This is a genomic window from Bacillus sp. PS217 (assembly GCF_037963535.1).
GTDB classification, from domain to species: Bacteria; Bacillota; Bacilli; order Bacillales; family Bacillaceae; genus Bacillus; species Bacillus subtilis.
Genome location: NZ_CP150157.1, coordinates 3,489,104 through 3,506,607, shown reverse-complemented (window position 1 = coordinate 3,506,607; position 17,504 = coordinate 3,489,104). Strand labels below are relative to the sequence as shown.

14 protein-coding genes, 1 tRNA gene and 1 pseudogene are annotated in these 17,504 nt (G+C 40.0%); 8 read left to right on the top strand and 8 right to left on the bottom strand.

All coding sequences use genetic code 11. From position 1 onward, the window contains the following. Positions 1-7 precede the first annotated feature (7 nt). Positions 8-601 carry an ATP-dependent Clp endopeptidase proteolytic subunit ClpP gene (gene clpP, locus NSQ83_RS18230; RefSeq protein WP_003228214.1) on the bottom strand — a complete coding sequence of 198 codons (594 nt, stop codon included), beginning with the start codon at positions 599-601 and terminating at the stop codon, positions 8-10. A 269-nt stretch (positions 602-870) separates the two neighbouring features. Here clpP and NSQ83_RS18225 point away from each other — a divergent pair. From NSQ83_RS18225 to NSQ83_RS18205, 5 genes are all read left to right on the top strand, one after another. Further along, a tRNA-Arg gene (locus NSQ83_RS18225) sits at positions 871-946 on the top strand. A gap of 1,890 nt (positions 947-2,836) precedes the next feature. Next, positions 2,837-3,151, top strand: a complete 315-nt coding sequence (locus NSQ83_RS18220) for a hypothetical protein (protein WP_015483734.1) — start codon at positions 2,837-2,839, stop codon at positions 3,149-3,151. 55 nt (positions 3,152-3,206) lie between these two features. After that, entirely contained in the window at positions 3,207-3,875 is a 669-nt protein-coding gene (locus NSQ83_RS18215) for a DUF5819 family protein (RefSeq protein WP_148343218.1), read from the top strand. Positions 3,876-3,896: 21 nt separating this feature from the next. Beyond that, positions 3,897-5,246 (top strand): DCC1-like thiol-disulfide oxidoreductase family protein, encoded by a 1,350-nt coding sequence (locus NSQ83_RS18210; RefSeq protein WP_172480851.1) that lies wholly within the window; start codon positions 3,897-3,899, stop codon positions 5,244-5,246. Positions 5,247-5,250: 4 nt separating this feature from the next. After that, positions 5,251-6,336: a serine hydrolase gene (locus tag NSQ83_RS18205; protein WP_172480852.1), complete on the top strand. Its 1,086-nt coding sequence runs from the start codon at positions 5,251-5,253 to the stop codon at positions 6,334-6,336. Between the two features lie 539 nt (positions 6,337-6,875). On the opposite strand, the gene cotR is transcribed toward NSQ83_RS18205, so the two are convergent. Further along, positions 6,876-7,838 carry a sporulation hydrolase CotR gene (gene cotR, locus NSQ83_RS18200; protein WP_088467403.1) on the bottom strand — a complete coding sequence of 321 codons (963 nt, stop codon included), beginning with the start codon at positions 7,836-7,838 and terminating at the stop codon, positions 6,876-6,878. 355 nt (positions 7,839-8,193) lie between these two features. On the opposite strand from cotR, the gene NSQ83_RS18195 reads away from it, so the two are divergent. Further along, positions 8,194-9,537: an FAD-binding oxidoreductase gene (locus NSQ83_RS18195; protein ID WP_029725961.1), complete on the top strand. Its 1,344-nt coding sequence runs from the start codon at positions 8,194-8,196 to the stop codon at positions 9,535-9,537. Between the two features lie 251 nt (positions 9,538-9,788). After that, positions 9,789-10,301 carry a DUF3231 family protein gene (locus NSQ83_RS18190; RefSeq protein ID WP_003243249.1) on the top strand — a complete coding sequence of 171 codons (513 nt, stop codon included), beginning with the start codon at positions 9,789-9,791 and terminating at the stop codon, positions 10,299-10,301. Positions 10,302-10,336: 35 nt separating this feature from the next. On the opposite strand, the gene NSQ83_RS18185 is transcribed toward NSQ83_RS18190, so the two are convergent. The 6 genes from NSQ83_RS18185 to sacB form a co-directional block, all read right to left on the bottom strand. Then, complete coding sequence (locus NSQ83_RS18185; RefSeq protein WP_003228222.1) at positions 10,337-10,657, bottom strand: QacE family quaternary ammonium compound efflux SMR transporter; 321 nt, start codon at positions 10,655-10,657, stop codon at positions 10,337-10,339. Further along, complete coding sequence (locus NSQ83_RS18180; protein WP_003242480.1) at positions 10,657-10,992, bottom strand: SMR family transporter; 336 nt, start codon at positions 10,990-10,992, stop codon at positions 10,657-10,659. The genes NSQ83_RS18185 and NSQ83_RS18180 overlap by 1 nt, the downstream gene beginning before the upstream one ends. A gap of 81 nt (positions 10,993-11,073) precedes the next feature. Beyond that, positions 11,074-11,658, bottom strand: coding sequence for a TetR family transcriptional regulator (locus NSQ83_RS18175; RefSeq protein ID WP_198878474.1), 585 nt, complete (start codon positions 11,656-11,658; stop codon positions 11,074-11,076). A 94-nt stretch (positions 11,659-11,752) separates the two neighbouring features. Further along, entirely contained in the window at positions 11,753-13,315 is a 1,563-nt protein-coding gene (gene aspP / locus NSQ83_RS18170; protein WP_015384716.1) for an aspartate/proton symporter AspP, read from the bottom strand. Positions 13,316-13,422: 107 nt separating this feature from the next. Continuing rightward, complete coding sequence (levB, locus tag NSQ83_RS18165; protein ID WP_129093130.1) at positions 13,423-14,973, bottom strand: 2,6-beta-fructan 6-levanbiohydrolase; 1,551 nt, start codon at positions 14,971-14,973, stop codon at positions 13,423-13,425. A 73-nt stretch (positions 14,974-15,046) separates the two neighbouring features. Next, a complete protein-coding gene (sacB, locus tag NSQ83_RS18160; RefSeq protein WP_001022105.1) occupies positions 15,047-16,468 on the bottom strand; it encodes a levansucrase in 1,422 nt (473 codons plus the stop codon). A gap of 538 nt (positions 16,469-17,006) precedes the next feature. Between sacB and NSQ83_RS18155 the strand changes: the two are divergent. Further along, positions 17,007-17,336 (top strand): annotated as a pseudogene (locus tag NSQ83_RS18155) (serine hydrolase domain-containing protein); the annotation flags it as partial. Positions 17,337-17,504 lie beyond the last annotated feature (168 nt).

The window sequence follows — 17,504 nt, the reverse complement described above, 5'->3', positions numbered from 1 at the left end:
TGTGTTATTACTTTTTGTCTTCTGTGTGAGTCAAAATTTTGTCAATCAGGCCGTATTCAAGCGCTTCTTCAGCAGACTTGAAGTTATCACGGTCTGTGTCGCGTTCGATCACTTCAAGCGGCTGGCCAGTACGTTCAGCAAGGACTTTGTTTAATTTGTCGCGAAGCAAGAGAATGCGTTTCGCGGCAATTTCAATTTCTGTCGCCTGACCTTGCGCACCGCCAAGAGGCTGGTGAATCATGACTTCACTGTTTGGAAGCGCATAGCGTTTGCCTTTTTCGCCGGCTGCAAGCAGGAACGCGCCCATTGACGCAGCCATACCGATACAAATTGTAGATACCTTCGGCTTAATAAACTGCATGGTATCATAGATCGCCATACCGGCTGTAATAGAGCCGCCCGGGCTGTTGATGTAAAGAGAAATTTCTTTTTCAGGGTCTTCTGCTGCTAAGAATAAAAGCTGTGACACGATGGAGTTCGCAACGTTGTCATCAATCGCAGATCCAAGCATGATGATACGATCCTTTAATAGACGAGAATAAATGTCATACGCTCTTTCCCCGCGGTTCGTTTGTTCAATGACTGTAGGTATTAAATTCATAATGCTCCTCCTTCACCTTTTAGGTAAGTATGTAGTTACATGATACATTTTTGGTCAATAAAGGTCAAACAAAAAGCTGGCCTGATATGCAAAGTCGTCTCTTTTTCCCATTTTCCCCAAAAATACAGGGGTTCAAACCATCGTATGTCAGATTGCCAATTAAGATGCTTTGTCTATTTAAAAAACGGCCTCTCGAAATAGAGGGTTGTTATTTGAATGAAATTATCGTATAATTAGTTGTGCTGACGTTCTCATAACGCAGTCATTCTGCGCTCGTAGCTCAGTTGGATAGAGCGGTGGTTTCCGGTACCACGTCTGTCGGGGGTTCGAATCCCTCCGAGCGCGTCCAATAGAACAACAGGAAAGACAAGGGTTTGGCGATTTGCCGCTCTTGTCTTTTTTGTGTGAAGTAATGAAAAACTAAGGATTCTGTTTCCTGTATATATTATAGGAGTAAGAGCTTTCTGATGTGTCAAATATCTTCAGCAGATGTTATAGAGTGCGTACAATCCTAATGCCCTTGAGTGCTTATATAATTTTCGAAATCATTTTTTATACGAAAAAGAGGTTAGAGATCTATAAAAAAGGTTTAAATAAGTTTAATATGAAAAAATAAATACTATCCCTTACAAGTTTAACAGCTCACACTTTTCGGCAGTGGCTATCAACTAGTAGGGGATTTTTTATGGCGCGAAAAGGACAACATTTTTACCACTATATGAAAGAAATTAACATGAAAGCCGTCAACTTGCATGTAGAAGGAACTAAAGCGCTGTAACGCGTTATCTGAAGAATAAGGGCTTCAGAGTGCAAACCAGCTCAAAAAATTGGGTAAAAAACGCCGTAGTATTTTGAGGAGCAACGCGGAAAGAATAAAAAGTCAGACAACCTTTTTATAGGATGCCCTAAGACAACGTTTAAAAGCGTTGAGGAAGAACGAGATTATCTAAAGGTACAGGTTGAATAACTAAAAAAACGTTATCCGATTACATGGCTGGCGGTATCGCCAAGGTGTCAAGATAAGGATACTAAAAATGGTGCAAGACTCAAAGGGTTCGAATGGCAAGGTAACAGAGAGATCAGTTGATTAAAGAACACATTATGGCAAATCACCATTCGCGCCCCTTCTATGACTATCCGAATTACTGTAGCTGTTAAAGAAAGAAGGCTTTTCCGTCAACCATAAGCGTGTTGACAGGTTGATGAAAGAGATGAACATCCATCGATCATTCGAAAAAAAGGGACGTTATTCTGGAAGAAAGGCATCGATTGTTCAATCAAACTGACTGAACCGAGAATTTTAAACCAATCGACCTAACCAGCTATATGTAACCGGTATTACCTATATTGTATGTGGACAGCTCCACTCTCTGATCAAGGCTCCCAATACACAACAAAAACATATCATAAGCGATTCGAAACCGTTTGTTTGAAGGGCAGTCATTCTCGTAAGGGTAACTGTCTGGATAATGTATGCATCGAATTGTTTTTCTCACACCATACTTTTCTTCATGCCAAATTGAAATAGAGCTACACAAGAACATTAAAGATTATTCAGTTATATCAACGATACCAGAAAAATTTAAACCAGTGTGCTCCGATAGAATACCGTAACAAACTGGTTGCTTAGTTCTTTTATGCTGTCTACTAGGGGGAACCTATCGGGTATCTTTTTTACGATTATTTTTATTTTTCGGTGCTATGTAGGTTGGGCCACAAACAAATCCTACAACCATAATAACGACTCCTACCCACCGGACAGCATAAAAATCAGTATCACGTAGGAAGACGAATGAAAATAAGGTAATGATCGTCCCAATAATCACTGCAACTGCCCAGATATTACTTGATTTCCTCATTTAAAAGCTCCTTTATAACTTAATGTTTCAACTAAGTATTGCGATGTAAAATATAACATACTGTGGATTAAATGGAAAATCCTAAAGGTAATGAATTGATAGCACTATTTTTAACGAATAACAACTCTATTGAATTAATATCTGAATAAAAAAGTTCTTAATACCCATTTTTTTTTTGAACTCTATTCACAATACAAAATCTAGTCAAAAAAACTTTACTTTAGTTTAATATTAAACGAATCGTAATAGAATGAATTCGTATAAATGAGGTCATTTTCACCTATAAAATAATATTTTCTCATTAATTATAATAATTTGACATATTAAACTTTTATTCCTAATATTAGATTTGAATACAAATAAAAGGAGGAGTTTTGTGAAGCTTAAAAGATTTGTTATAGCTGTTACTATTGGAACTGGAATTCTGGGGTCTGTAATGTATTCGTCGGCTTCGGCAGCAACATTAGAAACAAAAAAAGTTGAACTGGAAAATGTCTCTCAGGAAGGCAAAGATGCTAATGCAGCAGGCATTGGGAACCTAGCTCAAAAAGCCTGGGTTTATGGGACTGAAGCTGCAAAGCATTATGGAGGCAAAGCTTTGAATATGTTTTTAGACAATGGAGGGTTAGGTATAGCTAAGCCTTCAAACGAAGAGGTACAAGATATGGATGTTATTTTTGACAAAAAATAATTTATAAGGAAGGGGGATTATTATAGTCCCCCTTTTTTTAATAGAGGGGATTTTGATGAATAAAAATAAAACTTTTATTATTGGTTTGTTGTTTATTTTATTAGTTACTTTCGTTGTACATTTCTTTTTAATTTTGTCTACTGTATTACCCCCTAATCCGTTAGCTCTTGCGGTCAAACCTGTTTCTGATCGTTACACAAATACTTTATTCCAACAGAATTGGCATCTATTTGCGCCGGATCCTATTACAACTAATACAAATATATATATGGAGGTTGATACTGGAAAAGCGAGGGGAAAGAACGAGTGGATTGACATTTCTACCCCCTTAAAAGACCAAAATCACACTAAAATCGTAACCCCTTACAATCGAATTGTTAGAATTATAGATGGGCTTTCTTCTGATATTTTTGGAACTAATCAAGATGATGTCATTTTTCAATACTTAAAAAAAGCAGCTGAAAATGATAAACAGGTAAAAGCTATAACAAAAGAGATAGAGAAGAGCCAAAAGATTGGCGAGGAAAATGTGTATCGTTATGCAAGTTCGTATGCTAAATCAATTTATAATCCTAAAACAATAAAAAGAATAAGAGTAAGAATAGATACAGTGAAACCGATTCCGTTTTCTCTACGGGATAACAATGATAAAGGTGAGAAATTAGAACAAAGCACTACATTTAAATGGAAAACGTTCAATAATAAAGTGGTTCCATTTTTTTAATGAGAGTGGAGGAACAATATTATGAATAACAGTATCACTAACAGAGTTATCTCCTATTTTGCAAAAGAACGTTTTTATATTGGGGTGAGCTTGCTTCGTATTGTATTTGGTTTGCTCATTTTATATTTTTATTTAATTCATTATAATCAAAGGTATTTCTTGTTCTCCGATTATGGTATCAATACATTTCATAATGTTATGAAACCAACTACATATTCATTGTATAATGTAACTTCATCCTTAAAATACTTTGATGCGATATATCACGTTGGCATTGTGTCAGCAATTCTATTTACTCTAGGTTTTAAAGGCCGGCTCATGGGCATCTTGAATTATGTTTTGTTCTATTCATTATATGTTCGTTTCTCATATATTGGAGACGGTGGCGACAATTTAATGGCAATTACACTTTTTTATCTCTTGTTTGCAAATACTACAAAGTATTTTTCTATAGATGCAGCGTTACGAAAAAAAGTGGCTTATGTATCTGACTGTAGGAAAACTACCGCTAATATTATTCAGTACTTTGTTGTTTTGTTTTGTATAATGCAAGTTTGTATTGTATATGTTACGTCTGCTATTTATCAAATTATGGGTGAAACTTGGAATAATGGAACAGCTTTATACTATATATCACAAGTTAAAACGGTTGCGATGCCTTTTCTTCAGTCAGTAGTTAGTCAACACATCTATTTAAGCGTCGTGATTTGTTATTCTAGTGTATTATTAAAAATTGCTTTTCCTTTTCTTATTATAAACAAAAAAACAAAATGGCTTGCTGTCTTAATGGTTTGTTTACTACATTTAGGTATTGCATTTGGAATGGGTTTATATTCATTCTCTATTGTCATGATTGCGATTGAATTGGTGATTTTTACCGATAAGGAGTACAATCGCTTATTCATTACTTATCAGCAATTGAGACATAAGCTTAATTGGATGGTAAGGAAAAAATTAATGCGAAAATTTCAAGCTCACTGGAAAATGACTGTATACTATGATGCATGGTGCCCGTTATGTACTAAAACGAAAAAACGTATCAAGAGGGCGGACTGGCTCAATTTAATTGTTTTCGAATCCTTTCGTGATGAGACATCAACTATTAATGATGAGGTAGGTATAGAGGAATTAGAAAAACGAATGCATGGAAAGACGTTGGAAAAAGGCATCGTCTCTGGTGCAGATACTTTTATCGAAATAAGCAAGCGGGTTATTCTGCTATGGGTATTGTATATGATACTCCTCTTGGCTAAGTTGTTTCATGTTAGCGATAGGATATATGATTTGATTGCCTCAAAAAGAAAAATAATTCCTTATGGGCAATGTAATCATGGGGCATGCGGCCTTAATCAGAAGCAGAGAAAGGGGTAATAGTTTGTTCCTCATTGTTTTAATACTAATAGTAGCTGTTTTTATATTCGGTTTTTTTGGCCTAGCGGCATTTTTGAAAAGAAAGGATCGAAATAGAACGGTTGAGGATTTGACACGTTTTATGTTATCTCACCCTGAGCGCTTTTCGCTGACTGTTATACAAAATGATCAAATCCTTTTAAATCATAATGGAAGTAAGATGTTTCCCTTAGCAAGTACAGTGAAAATCCTTTTTTTGCTAGCATTTGTACATGAGGCCAGAAAAAATCAGATAAGTTTCAATGATACTGTCAGTATCATTGAAATAGATAAATTTTATATTCCGAATACCGACGGAGGAGCACACGATAATTGGAAGAGCAAAGAGAATATTGGTCAAATTGTGACGATGAAAGAAGTGCTCATTGGTATGATGAGATACAGTTCAAATGCATGTACTGATTATATTTACTTAAGGATCGGTAAAGACAATATCCAAAAAATAGTTGATATATATTTGCCTGATAATCACACGCCTGTTTTTTCTATAAACTCTTCGATGTTAGTCGCTCCTTATCTAAAAAAATATGAAAAGAAAAAAACGAAAGAAATCTCTGGTTATATGAAAGAGATGAAGCAAAAATATTTCATGGATATTTCAGGAGAAACTTTCGATGCCCTTGTGCATGGTAAAGCTGATTCGTTAATATCCTCACTTTCTTCTGCTAATCATATTGATATACAAAGGGAGTTCACGAAGAAACTTCCATCTTCATCTAGTGAAAACTACGCCAGATTAATGTATCGTCTGGGAACCGGGGACCTTTTAAGTGAAGTGGAAAAAGGAATATTAGATGAGATAACAGGACCGCCGAACCTTCAAGAAAACCGTATTTGGTATAAAGGAGGCTCTACCTTATTTGTTATGACGTCGGCTATTTTTAAAGAAACTGCGTCAGATTCCATCTCATTGGCCTTTTTTATTGAGGACATGACTCGTTTAGATATGTTATGGATTGATCATGTTTATCAGCCATTTCTTCAAAAGATAACTAACGACCCCTTATTTCGACAACAATTAATAGCTGATTTAAAGGGGAAATTACAATAATGTTGAATAACGGTAAAATGAAACCGTCAAATTTACAGATTTAATGTAAAGGAAAATCACAATACGCAAACATTCAATTCATTTTAATTTTGGTTAAACTTGTAATTCAATATGGGTAACATAGTAATTATAACTAATGAAAATGAAACGTTTAGAAAAGTGTATTATATATTTAAGGATAATAAATATATAATATGAAGTTCTTTAATGGTTTCCGGTACCACGTCTGTCGGGGGTTCGAATCCCTCCGAGCGCGTCCAATAGAACAACAGGAAAGACAAGGGTTTGGCGATTTGCCGCTCTTGTCTTTTTTGTGTGAAAAAGGGAATTGCATACCTTAGAGTAACATTCCAATTACATTCTTTAGTTTGAACCCTCACTTTCAAAAGAAGAAGTATGAATTGATTTTTTCATTCATCTTATTAGCTTGTGATTAACAAACCTTTAAAAAAATCCGGTTCTACCCATTGCCTGTATTTATTTTGAGAATCTTCTCTTGGACAAAATTGGATAAGCGAGAATAGTTTTAAAATAAAAATTTATTTGCTTCCCCAGTTCTTCTCTATAAATTGAATTGCAGTCTGTAAGTTGGTTTTGTTCGCAATTTCAATGACAGCGGGAACGACGGCAGGGTCCGTTTTGGAGAAGTTCGGAATCCGCGGATCTAACCGGAAAAAACGATCTCCCAGAAGATTCGCACTGACCATGGATTCATAGTACCCATTACCGCCAGCAATCATCTGAAGAAATGGCAGTAAAGGTTCATTAGGCGACCTGTCCAAAAGGACTCCCCAATTTGGAGGAAGGTTCTTCAGATTTTCGGGGCGGATGTTATCTGCACTTACCATTCCCCATCCCCTCGTATCTCTTCTTAACCGAGTCGGGGCTTCACCTGTTCCGATGGACAATACCGCAATTTGATCCAATGGCACGTTGGCTTTACCAACTGCAAACGCGATACTGGCTGTACTGGGATTCGTTGCTACTACATATCCGTCCACGTAGTTTTGATAGGCGCGTTGCGTCGCGGGAGCACCGCTGCTCCGCAGTATGACATCACTCACTTTTTCATTTAAATAGGGAGAGCCGGGAAAATTGTGAAATAAGACAGGAGTCCAACGGTCCAGTTTTTGAGAGTATAATTTGAATGATGGGACAACAATTCGTTTTCTTAAATCTATAAGTTGAAGATCTGCTGGGAAAAAATTTCTTACCGCTTTAATAAAACCGGAATAGGGTAATTGTTGGTTGAAAACAGGTCCGCCTGGCCGGGAAATGCTGAATGCCGGCAGGATTTCATCCTCAAAATACTGAAGTGTTTCCCTCGGAGATCTTCCGCTTGCTAATGCAAGGGCAGTAAATGAACCGATTGAATTTCCCGAAAATACATGGGTTCGACTAATTAATTTCGGGTTTTGCCTAGCCAATCTGTTTAACAGTTGTAAACTTAAAGCACCTAAGGTACCGCCGCCGTCAAAGGTCATAATCCGATATTTTGCCAAAGCTGATGTCTCCTTTCTACATACATTCAGTATATGATGATCTAGAGTCTGTTGTATGGATGTATACCTCTGGTACTAAACACTTCTTCATCTCTCTTTTCTTTTGGCCTAAACGAATATTCACTCCGAAAAAAACTGGACACTGCTCCTAAAAACGATAAGAAAAAACGCTTGTTGGAGGATTGGACAGGAAGTTTGCTCAAAATTGTTTGAAAAATGTTTCTCAGCAGACCTTACCGACGAAAAAGGCCTTAGCGTATTATATTTATAGTTCGTAGATCATTTGTCTATGCGATTATCCAGCTCCTGCATATTTTAGTATCTGAATCGAATTTCTTTGGGAGTGAAATAATATATGGGATCAACACAGTTGACAGGGCGTGTAATCTTCAAAGGAGACCCCGGCTATACAGAGGCTATTAAGAATTGGAACCCTTATGTGGATGTCTATCCTCTTGTCTTTGTTTTTGCGCAAAATTCATACGATGTAAGTAATGCCATTAAATGGGCTCGTGAGAATAAAGTGCCCTTACGTGTCAGAAGCGGTCGCCATGCTTTAGATAAGAACCTTTCAGTAGTAAGTGGAGGAATTGTTATTGATGTGAGTGACATGAATAAAGTTTTCTTAGATGAAGAAAACGCGATTGCAACCGTTCAAACTGGTATTCCCGTTGGCCCGCTTGTAAAGGGATTAGCTCGAGACGGTTTTATGGCTCCGTTTGGAGATAGCCCAACAGTTGGAATCGGGGGAATTACGATGGGCGGCGGATTTGGTGTACTCTCACGATCGATTGGCCTTATAAGTGATAACCTTCTCGCGCTGAAAACGGTAGATGCAAAAGGAAGGATTATTCATGCAGATCAATCTCACAATGAGGATTTGCTATGGGCTTCTAGAGGCGGAGGAGGAGGTAACTTTGGATATAATACCCAATATACATTCAAAGTTCATCGTGCCCCTAAAACTGCAACCGTCTTCAATATTATCTGGCCGTGGGAACAATTAGAAACGGTATTTAAAGCTTGGCAGAAATGGGCTCCGTTTGTAGATGAACGATTAGGATGCTACCTTGAAATTTACAGCAAAATAAATGGTTTGTGTCATGCAGAAGGAATTTTCCTCGGTTCGAAAACTGAATTGATTCGATTATTAAAACCTTTATTACATGCGGGAACTCCAACAGAAGCAGATATCAAAACATTATACTATCCAGATGCTATAGATTTCTTAGACCCTGACGAACCCATCCCTGGCAGAAATGATCAGAGTGTTAAATTCTCCTCGGCTTGGGGTCATGATTTTTGGTCTGACGAACCCATTTCAATCATGAGAAAATTTTTGGAAGATGCTACTGGAACAGATGCCAATTTCTTTTTTATCAATTGGGGTGGTGCTATAAGCAGAGTCCCTAAAGACGAAACTGCCTTTTTTTGGCGCCATCCAATATTTTATACGGAATGGACGGCTAGTTGGAAAAATAAATCACAAGAAGATTCAAATCTTGCATCAGTTGAAAGAGTGCGTCAGCTGATGCAACCATATGTAGCAGGTTCATATGTTAATGTTCCAGATCAAAACATTGAAAACTTCGGAAAAGAATATTATGGCGCAAACTTTGCGCGGCTTCGAGAAATAAAGGCGAAATATGACCCCGAAAATGTATTTCGTTTTCCGCAAAGCATCCCGCCATCTCGTTAAAGTTTATTAAAGACAGAATCAATGACTCATATTAAAAAGCACTTGAATGGTTTCCGGTATCTTGTCTGTCGGGGTGCGAATCCCTTCAGTGCGTCCAATCAAACAACAGGAAAGACAATGGTTTGGCAACTTGCCACTCTTGTCTTTTTTGTTTTGTTTCATTTCATAAATCTTTTCCGCTGAAACATAAATGTTCCTCCGCTTGGGCACGTTATGAAATGTGCAATATTGAATATGGGAGGAGGATGAACATGGGTATTTTAAGCGGAAATCCGCAGGATGAACCGATGCATTACGGTGAGGTATTCGGCTTGTGGAGTTATGTGATGGCGGGCAATAAAATGGTCGGCAATTACCAAATGCTATTGAATCATGTCGGTGATGACGACCTGAAGAAACTGCTTCGTGAGTCTATTGAGAAATGCCAAGATGAAATCAAACAGGTCAGCACGATCCTGAAAGAAAACGGGGTGGCGCTGCCGCCGGCTTCTCCTGAACCGCCGACAGCAGATCTTAACGACATTCCGCCTGGCGCACGGTTTCTCGATCCGGATGTGGCGGCCTCCGCGGCAGCAGAAAATGCTGCAGGTCTGGTGACATGCAGCAAAATGATGGGGCAATCGATTCGTGAGGATATTGCCATGATGTTTGGGCAATTTCATATGTCGAAAGCGGCAACCGGCGCAAAATACTTAAGGCTGCTAAAAAACAAAGGCTGGCTCATCCCACCGCCGCTTCATCTTCAAAAACATCACGAAGCTTAATGGCAAAGGCATATACAGCTGTATATGCCTTGATTTTATGAAGATGACGTAAGACGCAGGCCGATGACGCCGGCTAGGATAAGGCAAAGTGAAATCACCTGTGAAAGCTGAAACCGCTCCTTAAACCAAATGAGCCCGACCGCCGAAACACCAATGCTTCCAATGCCAGTCCAAACGGCATATGCGACTCCGGCAGGCAGGACGATCATCGCTTGGGACAGGCAGTAAAAGGATAAGCCGAATCCAACAGTCATCACAATGATCGGCCATTTTTTTCTTGTTCCGTCTATATATTTCATGGCAATGGCAGCTATAATTTCTTCTATGCCGGCAATCACTAATAAAAACCATGCCATTATTTTTCACCTCCCGGCTGAGATTTGCTTTCTTTCGTAAATAATTTCATTCCTAAAATGCCAGCCAGCAATAAAGCTAAAAAGAACATTTGGGCTGCTGAGAAGGATTCGCCCAGAACAATTCCAGTCAGATATGTTCCGACGGTTCCGATTCCCACAAACACAGTGTACGCCGCGGCCATCGGGATTTTTTGATAAGAGCGGATCAACAGGATAAAGCTGACCGCGATTAAGATAAAAATGATGATCCAATCCAAAAGCGAATCGGCATGTTTGAGGGAAGAGGCCCAAACAACCTCTAAAAGCCCTGCAATAAAAACAAGAACCCAATTCAAATGAAACACCTCTCTATTTTATGAATGAACGTCAGTCATTTTTAGGGCATTAAAAAATGAGCGGTGTTACCCAGTCATTTTTTAAGCAGTACCTAAGCTCCGTTTTAAGAAAGTTAAAATTTCCTTTTTATACACTTCAACATTTTCATCTTGTTCAAATCCGATATAGAATCGTTCCGCAGTATTCTCGACCAAGTTGATAATCGTTCTGGCCGTCCATTTTGAATTGATTCCTTCCGTTACCTCGTGGTTTGCAATGGCCTTGTTGATGATTTTTTCAAGCCAGGAATAATAAGGCTGATAGATCGTCTCCCATTTTTCCATGGAGTGGTCGATCGCAAGCCCGGAATAACAGAGGACAATAATATCCTTATGGCGTTCTGTAATGAGAAATGTCTCATCAATTAATATATCTAAAACGGTCCAAAAATCCTCGTCCCCATGCAGCCTACCTTTGATTTGATCAAGTGTATGGGTGAGGAGATTTTCTGCAATGGCCGGTATGAGGGCATTTTTAGATGAAAAATACAAATAGAATGTTCCTTGGGCAGTGCCGGCCTTTTTGACAATATCAGAAATAGAAGCTTTGTCGAGGCCTTTTTCAGAAATGACTTCTATGGCCGCCTGCAAAATTTTTTCGTATTTACCCGATGTTTGTTTTGGCATGAGGAACACCTCCAGTAATGACTGACTCTCATTCATTTTATCGCGTGTATGTATGTTTGTAAAGAATAAAGAAGCAAGAAAACCTCTTGCTTCTTTATTTATCGTAATCAATGGCGGCTTTTGGGAGCCCGGTATACTTTGCCCAGTAATAAATCGCAAGTGAGCCGATCGCGACTAAAATGAGGTCGACGGGATTGCTGATAATCCCTAAACCATGTCCGAAAGAACCGATGTAGGAAAAGATCAGCATCATAATATAAAACCCGATAAGCCACCAGGCTGATTTCAGCTGCTGAGCGAGGCTGACATCTTCTTTAGGCGTATATTTGCTGAAACAGAGATAGATCAAAAACATCACGAGCTGTGAACCGAGCAGCCAGGAGACTGTTTTCCATCCTGACCAGTACACGATAAACGCTGTAAATATAAAGGAAAGCGGCCCGATAATGCTCATTCCCTTTAAATAAAACGGCCTGTTTAAGTCCTTCGCGTTGACCCTCAGCGCAGCTGAAGAAATGGGTGCAATCGCATATGAAAGAATGAGCGCGACTGAACAGACATTGACGAGCGCGTTCCACGAAGGAAAGGGAAGTGTCCAGAAAATGGACAGGGCAAACGAAAGCCAAAGCGAAGCGCGGGGTGTCCCCGTATCTTTATTGACCTTTGAGAATATGCCAAATAATGTGCCGTTACGCGCCCAGGCGTAAACAAGGCGGGATGTCGTATTCATAAAGATATTCCCGTTTCCTCCGGGAGACAGAATGGCGTCTAAAATGACAAGCGTTGCAAGCCAGCCTAACCCGAGCATGACCGCAATATCCTTAAACGGCAATGAGAACTCCCGTCCAATTGCCGGCCAGCCATGTTTCAGTGTTTCTGTCGGGATTGCACCAATAAAGGTGACCTGCAAAACAGTATAAATGATGGTTGAAACGATGATGCAAATGATTAAAGCGATCGGGATATTGCGTTTTGGATTTTGGACTTCACCTGCTACAGATACAATCGGATGCAGGCCGAGATACGCAAACATCACGCCGCCTGTCGAGATGGCAGCCTGAATACCTGTAAATCCAAACGGTGCAAATCCTTCAACAGATAAATTCTCCGGCTGAAAATGAAAGATCAGCACAATAATGATGGTAATCGGCACAATATATTTAAAAATCGATATGATGAAATTCGCCTTAGCGAAGGTTTTGACGCTCCAATAATTCAGCAGGAAAAACAAGCATAATAGGGCAAACTGCAAGATCCAGCCGGAAATGGTCGGCGAATCAGACCCTTTAATGGTCAGGCCGGGAAACCAATAGGCCACATACTGGCGCACAGCTGTCACTTCAATTGAAATCAAGCTTGTATAAGCGACAATCGTGACAAACGAAATTAAGTAGCCGACAAGGTGGCCATGTGAATAAACGGGGTATCGAATGATGCCTCCGGTACGGGGCAGAGCGGCTCCGAGCTCCGCATATACAAGCCCGATTAACAAAATAATGGCTCCTCCGAGGATCCAGGAAAAAGCGCCGGAGGGCCCTGCTTTTGAAGCGACATTACTGACAGCGAACAGCCACGCTGATCCAAAGATGGCTCCCATCCCAATCAAAATCAGATCAAACAGCGACATTGATTTTTGAAAATTTCCTTGTTTAGACATTCGCTTCCTCCTTTGAAACCAGCCTTATATTCCTTACAATGCCCAATATGTAACAGAGAATACCGCTCCTAATAAAAAAACAGGGGCAGCCTGCGCCGCCCCTGTTTTTATTCATGAATCGAATCAAAGTGTTTCACTGTTATATTTTTGAAGGAGGCTGTGCCGCCGTCAGAATAAAGGGTAATTCCTTTATCTTCAGGCTTTGGGAAGACTTCATTTGAAAAAACGGTTTTCCCGTCGCCAACAAATACTTCTATCGTTGTTTTATCGACAAGTATTTTCAAATGCACCTTACGTTTGTTTACATCATAAGGAGCTTTGCTTTCGACATAGGTATTGCTTTTGTCAGGCTGATTTGTGGCTGCTCTATTGACATAAGCATAGCCGCCTTCAGCGAAAATACCGACATCAATATGGCGTTTTTGGTCTTCTGATTCTCTGAGCCTGACGCCTGCATTCTTTAGCTCTGACCAAGAAAGATCCGTATCAAGCTGGTACGTATCACCTGTTATCGACAATGTTTTTGATCCGTTCACATCCTGATCCTCTATTTCGTCAGTTGAAACAGTCAGCTGCTCCAAAGCTTCAATCGGCTGTGAGACGAGGCTGTATGTTCCATCCTGCTCCTTCAGCCGGAGTTCGCGTATGACAGAATCTGTGCCGTTAAAGCCGTTCTTCATTGTCGGGGTGTTGTTGGCATAATCCCAATTGTTCATCCAGGCAAGCGCATACCGCTTTTCTAATGGATCTGTGCTTTTGCTGTCTTCGAACGTCACACCGCCATACCAGTCGAAGCCATAGTCAAGCCATTGGGCTTCAGTCTGATCCGCTTTGAATTCTTTTCCGTCGAAGCTTCCGGTCCAGTAGGCGTACGTATTTGGTTTGCCCCACGGTTTGCCATTCGCGCTGGCACCGAGAACCCACTTATTCGTTCCGTCGCTTGCCCGCATCATGTAGAGGTCGGGACATTCCACCATTCCCGCCTGTTCTGGGAAGAATCCGCTTGTGTAATGCCAGTCCTTAAGATTATCGGATTCATAAAAACCGATTTTTGATCCTTCAGCCATGGCCATGACCCATTTGTTATCCTGGTCATCCCATATGACTTTCGGATCTCTGAAATCGTCTGTACCCGGATTAGGCATAACGGGGTTGCCACTGTAGAATTTGAATGATTTTCCCTTATCTGTGCTGTACCACAAATATTGTTCCTGTTTTTTGTCTTTGGCTGAGGGCTGTGTCACAATCGCGACAAGCGCATTTTTCCCAAAGCCGGCTGTGTTCTCTTTATCCACCACGACGGAACCGGTCCAAATATCACCGTCCGGGTTTGTATATTTCGGAATCGCCACGCCTTCATCGGTCCAGTGCACCAAATCCTCTGAGACGGCATGGCGCCATTCTGTGCCGTTGCCTTTTGGGTAATCCCGGTTATATAGATAGAAATAATGATACTTGCCATCAAAATAGATCGGTTTTTGAGGGTCATTTTTCCATTTATCCGGCGTCGTAAAATGATATGCCGCCCGGTAGTCCGGCTTCTGTTTTGATTTTGTTTTTTGGTCATGTTCTTCTTTTGGAAATAAGTCGATAAACAGCAATATTCCTAAAAAGGTTAGGAATACGGTTAGCCATTTGCCTGCTTTTATATAGTTCATATGGGATTCACCTTTATGTTGATAAGAAATAAAAGAAAATGCCAATAGGATATCGGCATTTTCTTTTGCGTTTTTATTTGTTAACTGTTAATTGTCCTTGTTCAAGGATGCTGTCTTTGACAACAGATGTTTTCTTGCCTTTGATGTTCAGCAGGAAGCTTGGCGCAAACGTTGATTGTTTGTCTGCGTAGAATCCTCTGTTTGTCATATAGCTTGTAATCACGACATTGTTTCCTTTCGCTTGAGGTACAGCGAAGTGTGAGTAAGTAAAGGTTACATCGTTAGGATCAAGATCCATTTTTAACACAAGGCCAGTTTTGTTCAGCGGCTTGTATGGGCCAGTTAAAGAATTAGAAACATAGCCAAGCATGTAAATATCGTTAGACGTGATGCCGTCAATCGTCATTTTTGACCCGCGGGAGTCAGTGAACAGGTACCATTTGCCGTTCATTTTAAAGACGTTCGCGCGTTCAATTTCATCTGTTACTGTGTTAGATGCAATCAGCGGTTTCATCACTTTTTTCAGTGTGTAATCATCGTTTAGCTCAATCATACCGAGAGCGCCGTTAGCTAATTCAGCAGTGCGTTTTTTATCACTTTGCAGAAGCTTTTGACTTTCTTGACGGAAGAATGATGTGCTTTTGCCATAGTATGCTTTGTTAAATAAAGATTCTTCGCCTTGGTAGCCATCTTCAGTTCCAGTGTTTGCTTCAAATACTAAGTATTTGTGGCCTTTATCTTCTACGTAGTGAGGATCTCTCAGCGTATGGTTGTCGCCTGAGCTGTAGTTGCCTTCATCGATGAACTGCTGTACATTTTGATACGTTTTGCCGTCACCGTCAAAGATTGATTTATAATCCTCTACACCGTTGATGTTCAAAGAGCTGTCTGATGCTGATACGTTAACCTGTGCAGTTGTCAGTGTTTGTTTGCCGTAATGTTTACCGGAGAAATCAGTGTAGAATAAACGGATTTTTCCGTCAGATGTAAATGTGGCTGAACCTGACCATTCTTGCGTTTGGTCTTTTAGGATAGAATCATTTGCATCGAATTTGTCGCTGTCTTTAAAGACGCGGCCAGCGTTTTTCCAGCTGTCAATAGAAGTTTCGCCGACTTTTTGATAGAACATGTAAATCGATGTGTCATCCGCATTTTTAGGATCTCCGGCTAATGCAAAGACGATGTGGTAGCCGTGATAGTTTGCGACAGTGCCGTCAGCGTTTTGTAATGGCCAGCTGTCCCAAACGTCCAGGCCTTTTGCAGAAGAGATATTTTTAATTGTGGACGAATCGAATTCAGGAACTTGATATTTTTCATTTTTTTGCTGTTCAGGGATTTGCAGCATATCATGGCGTGTAATATGGGAAATGCCGTATGTTTCCTTATATGGCTTTTGGTTCGTTTCTTTCGCAAACGCTTGAGTTGCGCCTCCTGCCAGCAGTGCGGTAGTAAAGGTTAATACTGTTGCTTGTTTTGCAAACTTTTTGATGTTCATCGTTCATGTCTCCTTTTTTATGTACTGTGTTAGCGGTCTGCTTCTTCCAGCCCTCCTGTTTGAAGATGGCAAGTTAGTTACGCACAATAAAAAAAGACCTAAAATATGTAAGGGGTGACGCCAAAGTATACACTTTGCCCTTTACACATTTTAGGTCTTGCCTGCTTTATCAGTAACAAACCCGCTCGATTTACTTTTCGACCTCATTCTATTAGACTCTCGTTTGGATTGCAACTGGTCTATTTTCCTCTTTTGTTTGATAGAAAATCATAAAAGGATTTACGGACTACAGGCCTAAAGAACTAAAAAATCTAACTGTTTCTTTTCGTTCTCTGTATTTTTTATAGTTTCTGTTGCATGGGCATAAAGTTGCCTTTTTAATCACAATTCAGAAAATATCATAATATCTCATTTCACTAAATAATAGTGAACGGCAGGTATATGTGATGGGTTAAAAAGGATCTCTAACTGAAGTATTTTTCGAAATATTTGAAACATTAGTAGGTTAGTAACGTACAGAGATATGGGAGGTGGAGGAATGAAGCAGAATAAAAGAAAGCATCTTCAGACGTTATTTGAGACATTAGGCGAAAAACATCAGTTTAACGGGGCGGTTCTGGCTGCGGAGGGTGGCGATATTTTATATCACCACTCTTTTGGCTATGCGGAAATGACGGAAAAACGCCCGTTGAAAACCAACTCTTTGTTTGAGTTAGCGTCTTTGTCAAAGCCTTTTACAGCATTGGGAATCATCTTGCTGGAGGAGAAGGGGATTCTTGGCTATGAGGATAAAGTGGATCGCTGGCTGCCCGGTTTTCCGTATCAGGGCGTAACGATTCGGCATTTATTGAACCATACGTCAGGGCTTTTATTTGGAGATCACCGGACAGCTGAGACTGGAGTTATTTCCTTCCTCGGAAACCCGTTTCTTTCTGCGAGCATTGTCTGTTGAAGTCGAGTTTATGTTAGGCGGGGATGCTGCGAAAAGCTTTATCCTCTATGAGGATGGCTCAGAAGAAGAAGCGGTCCATACAAA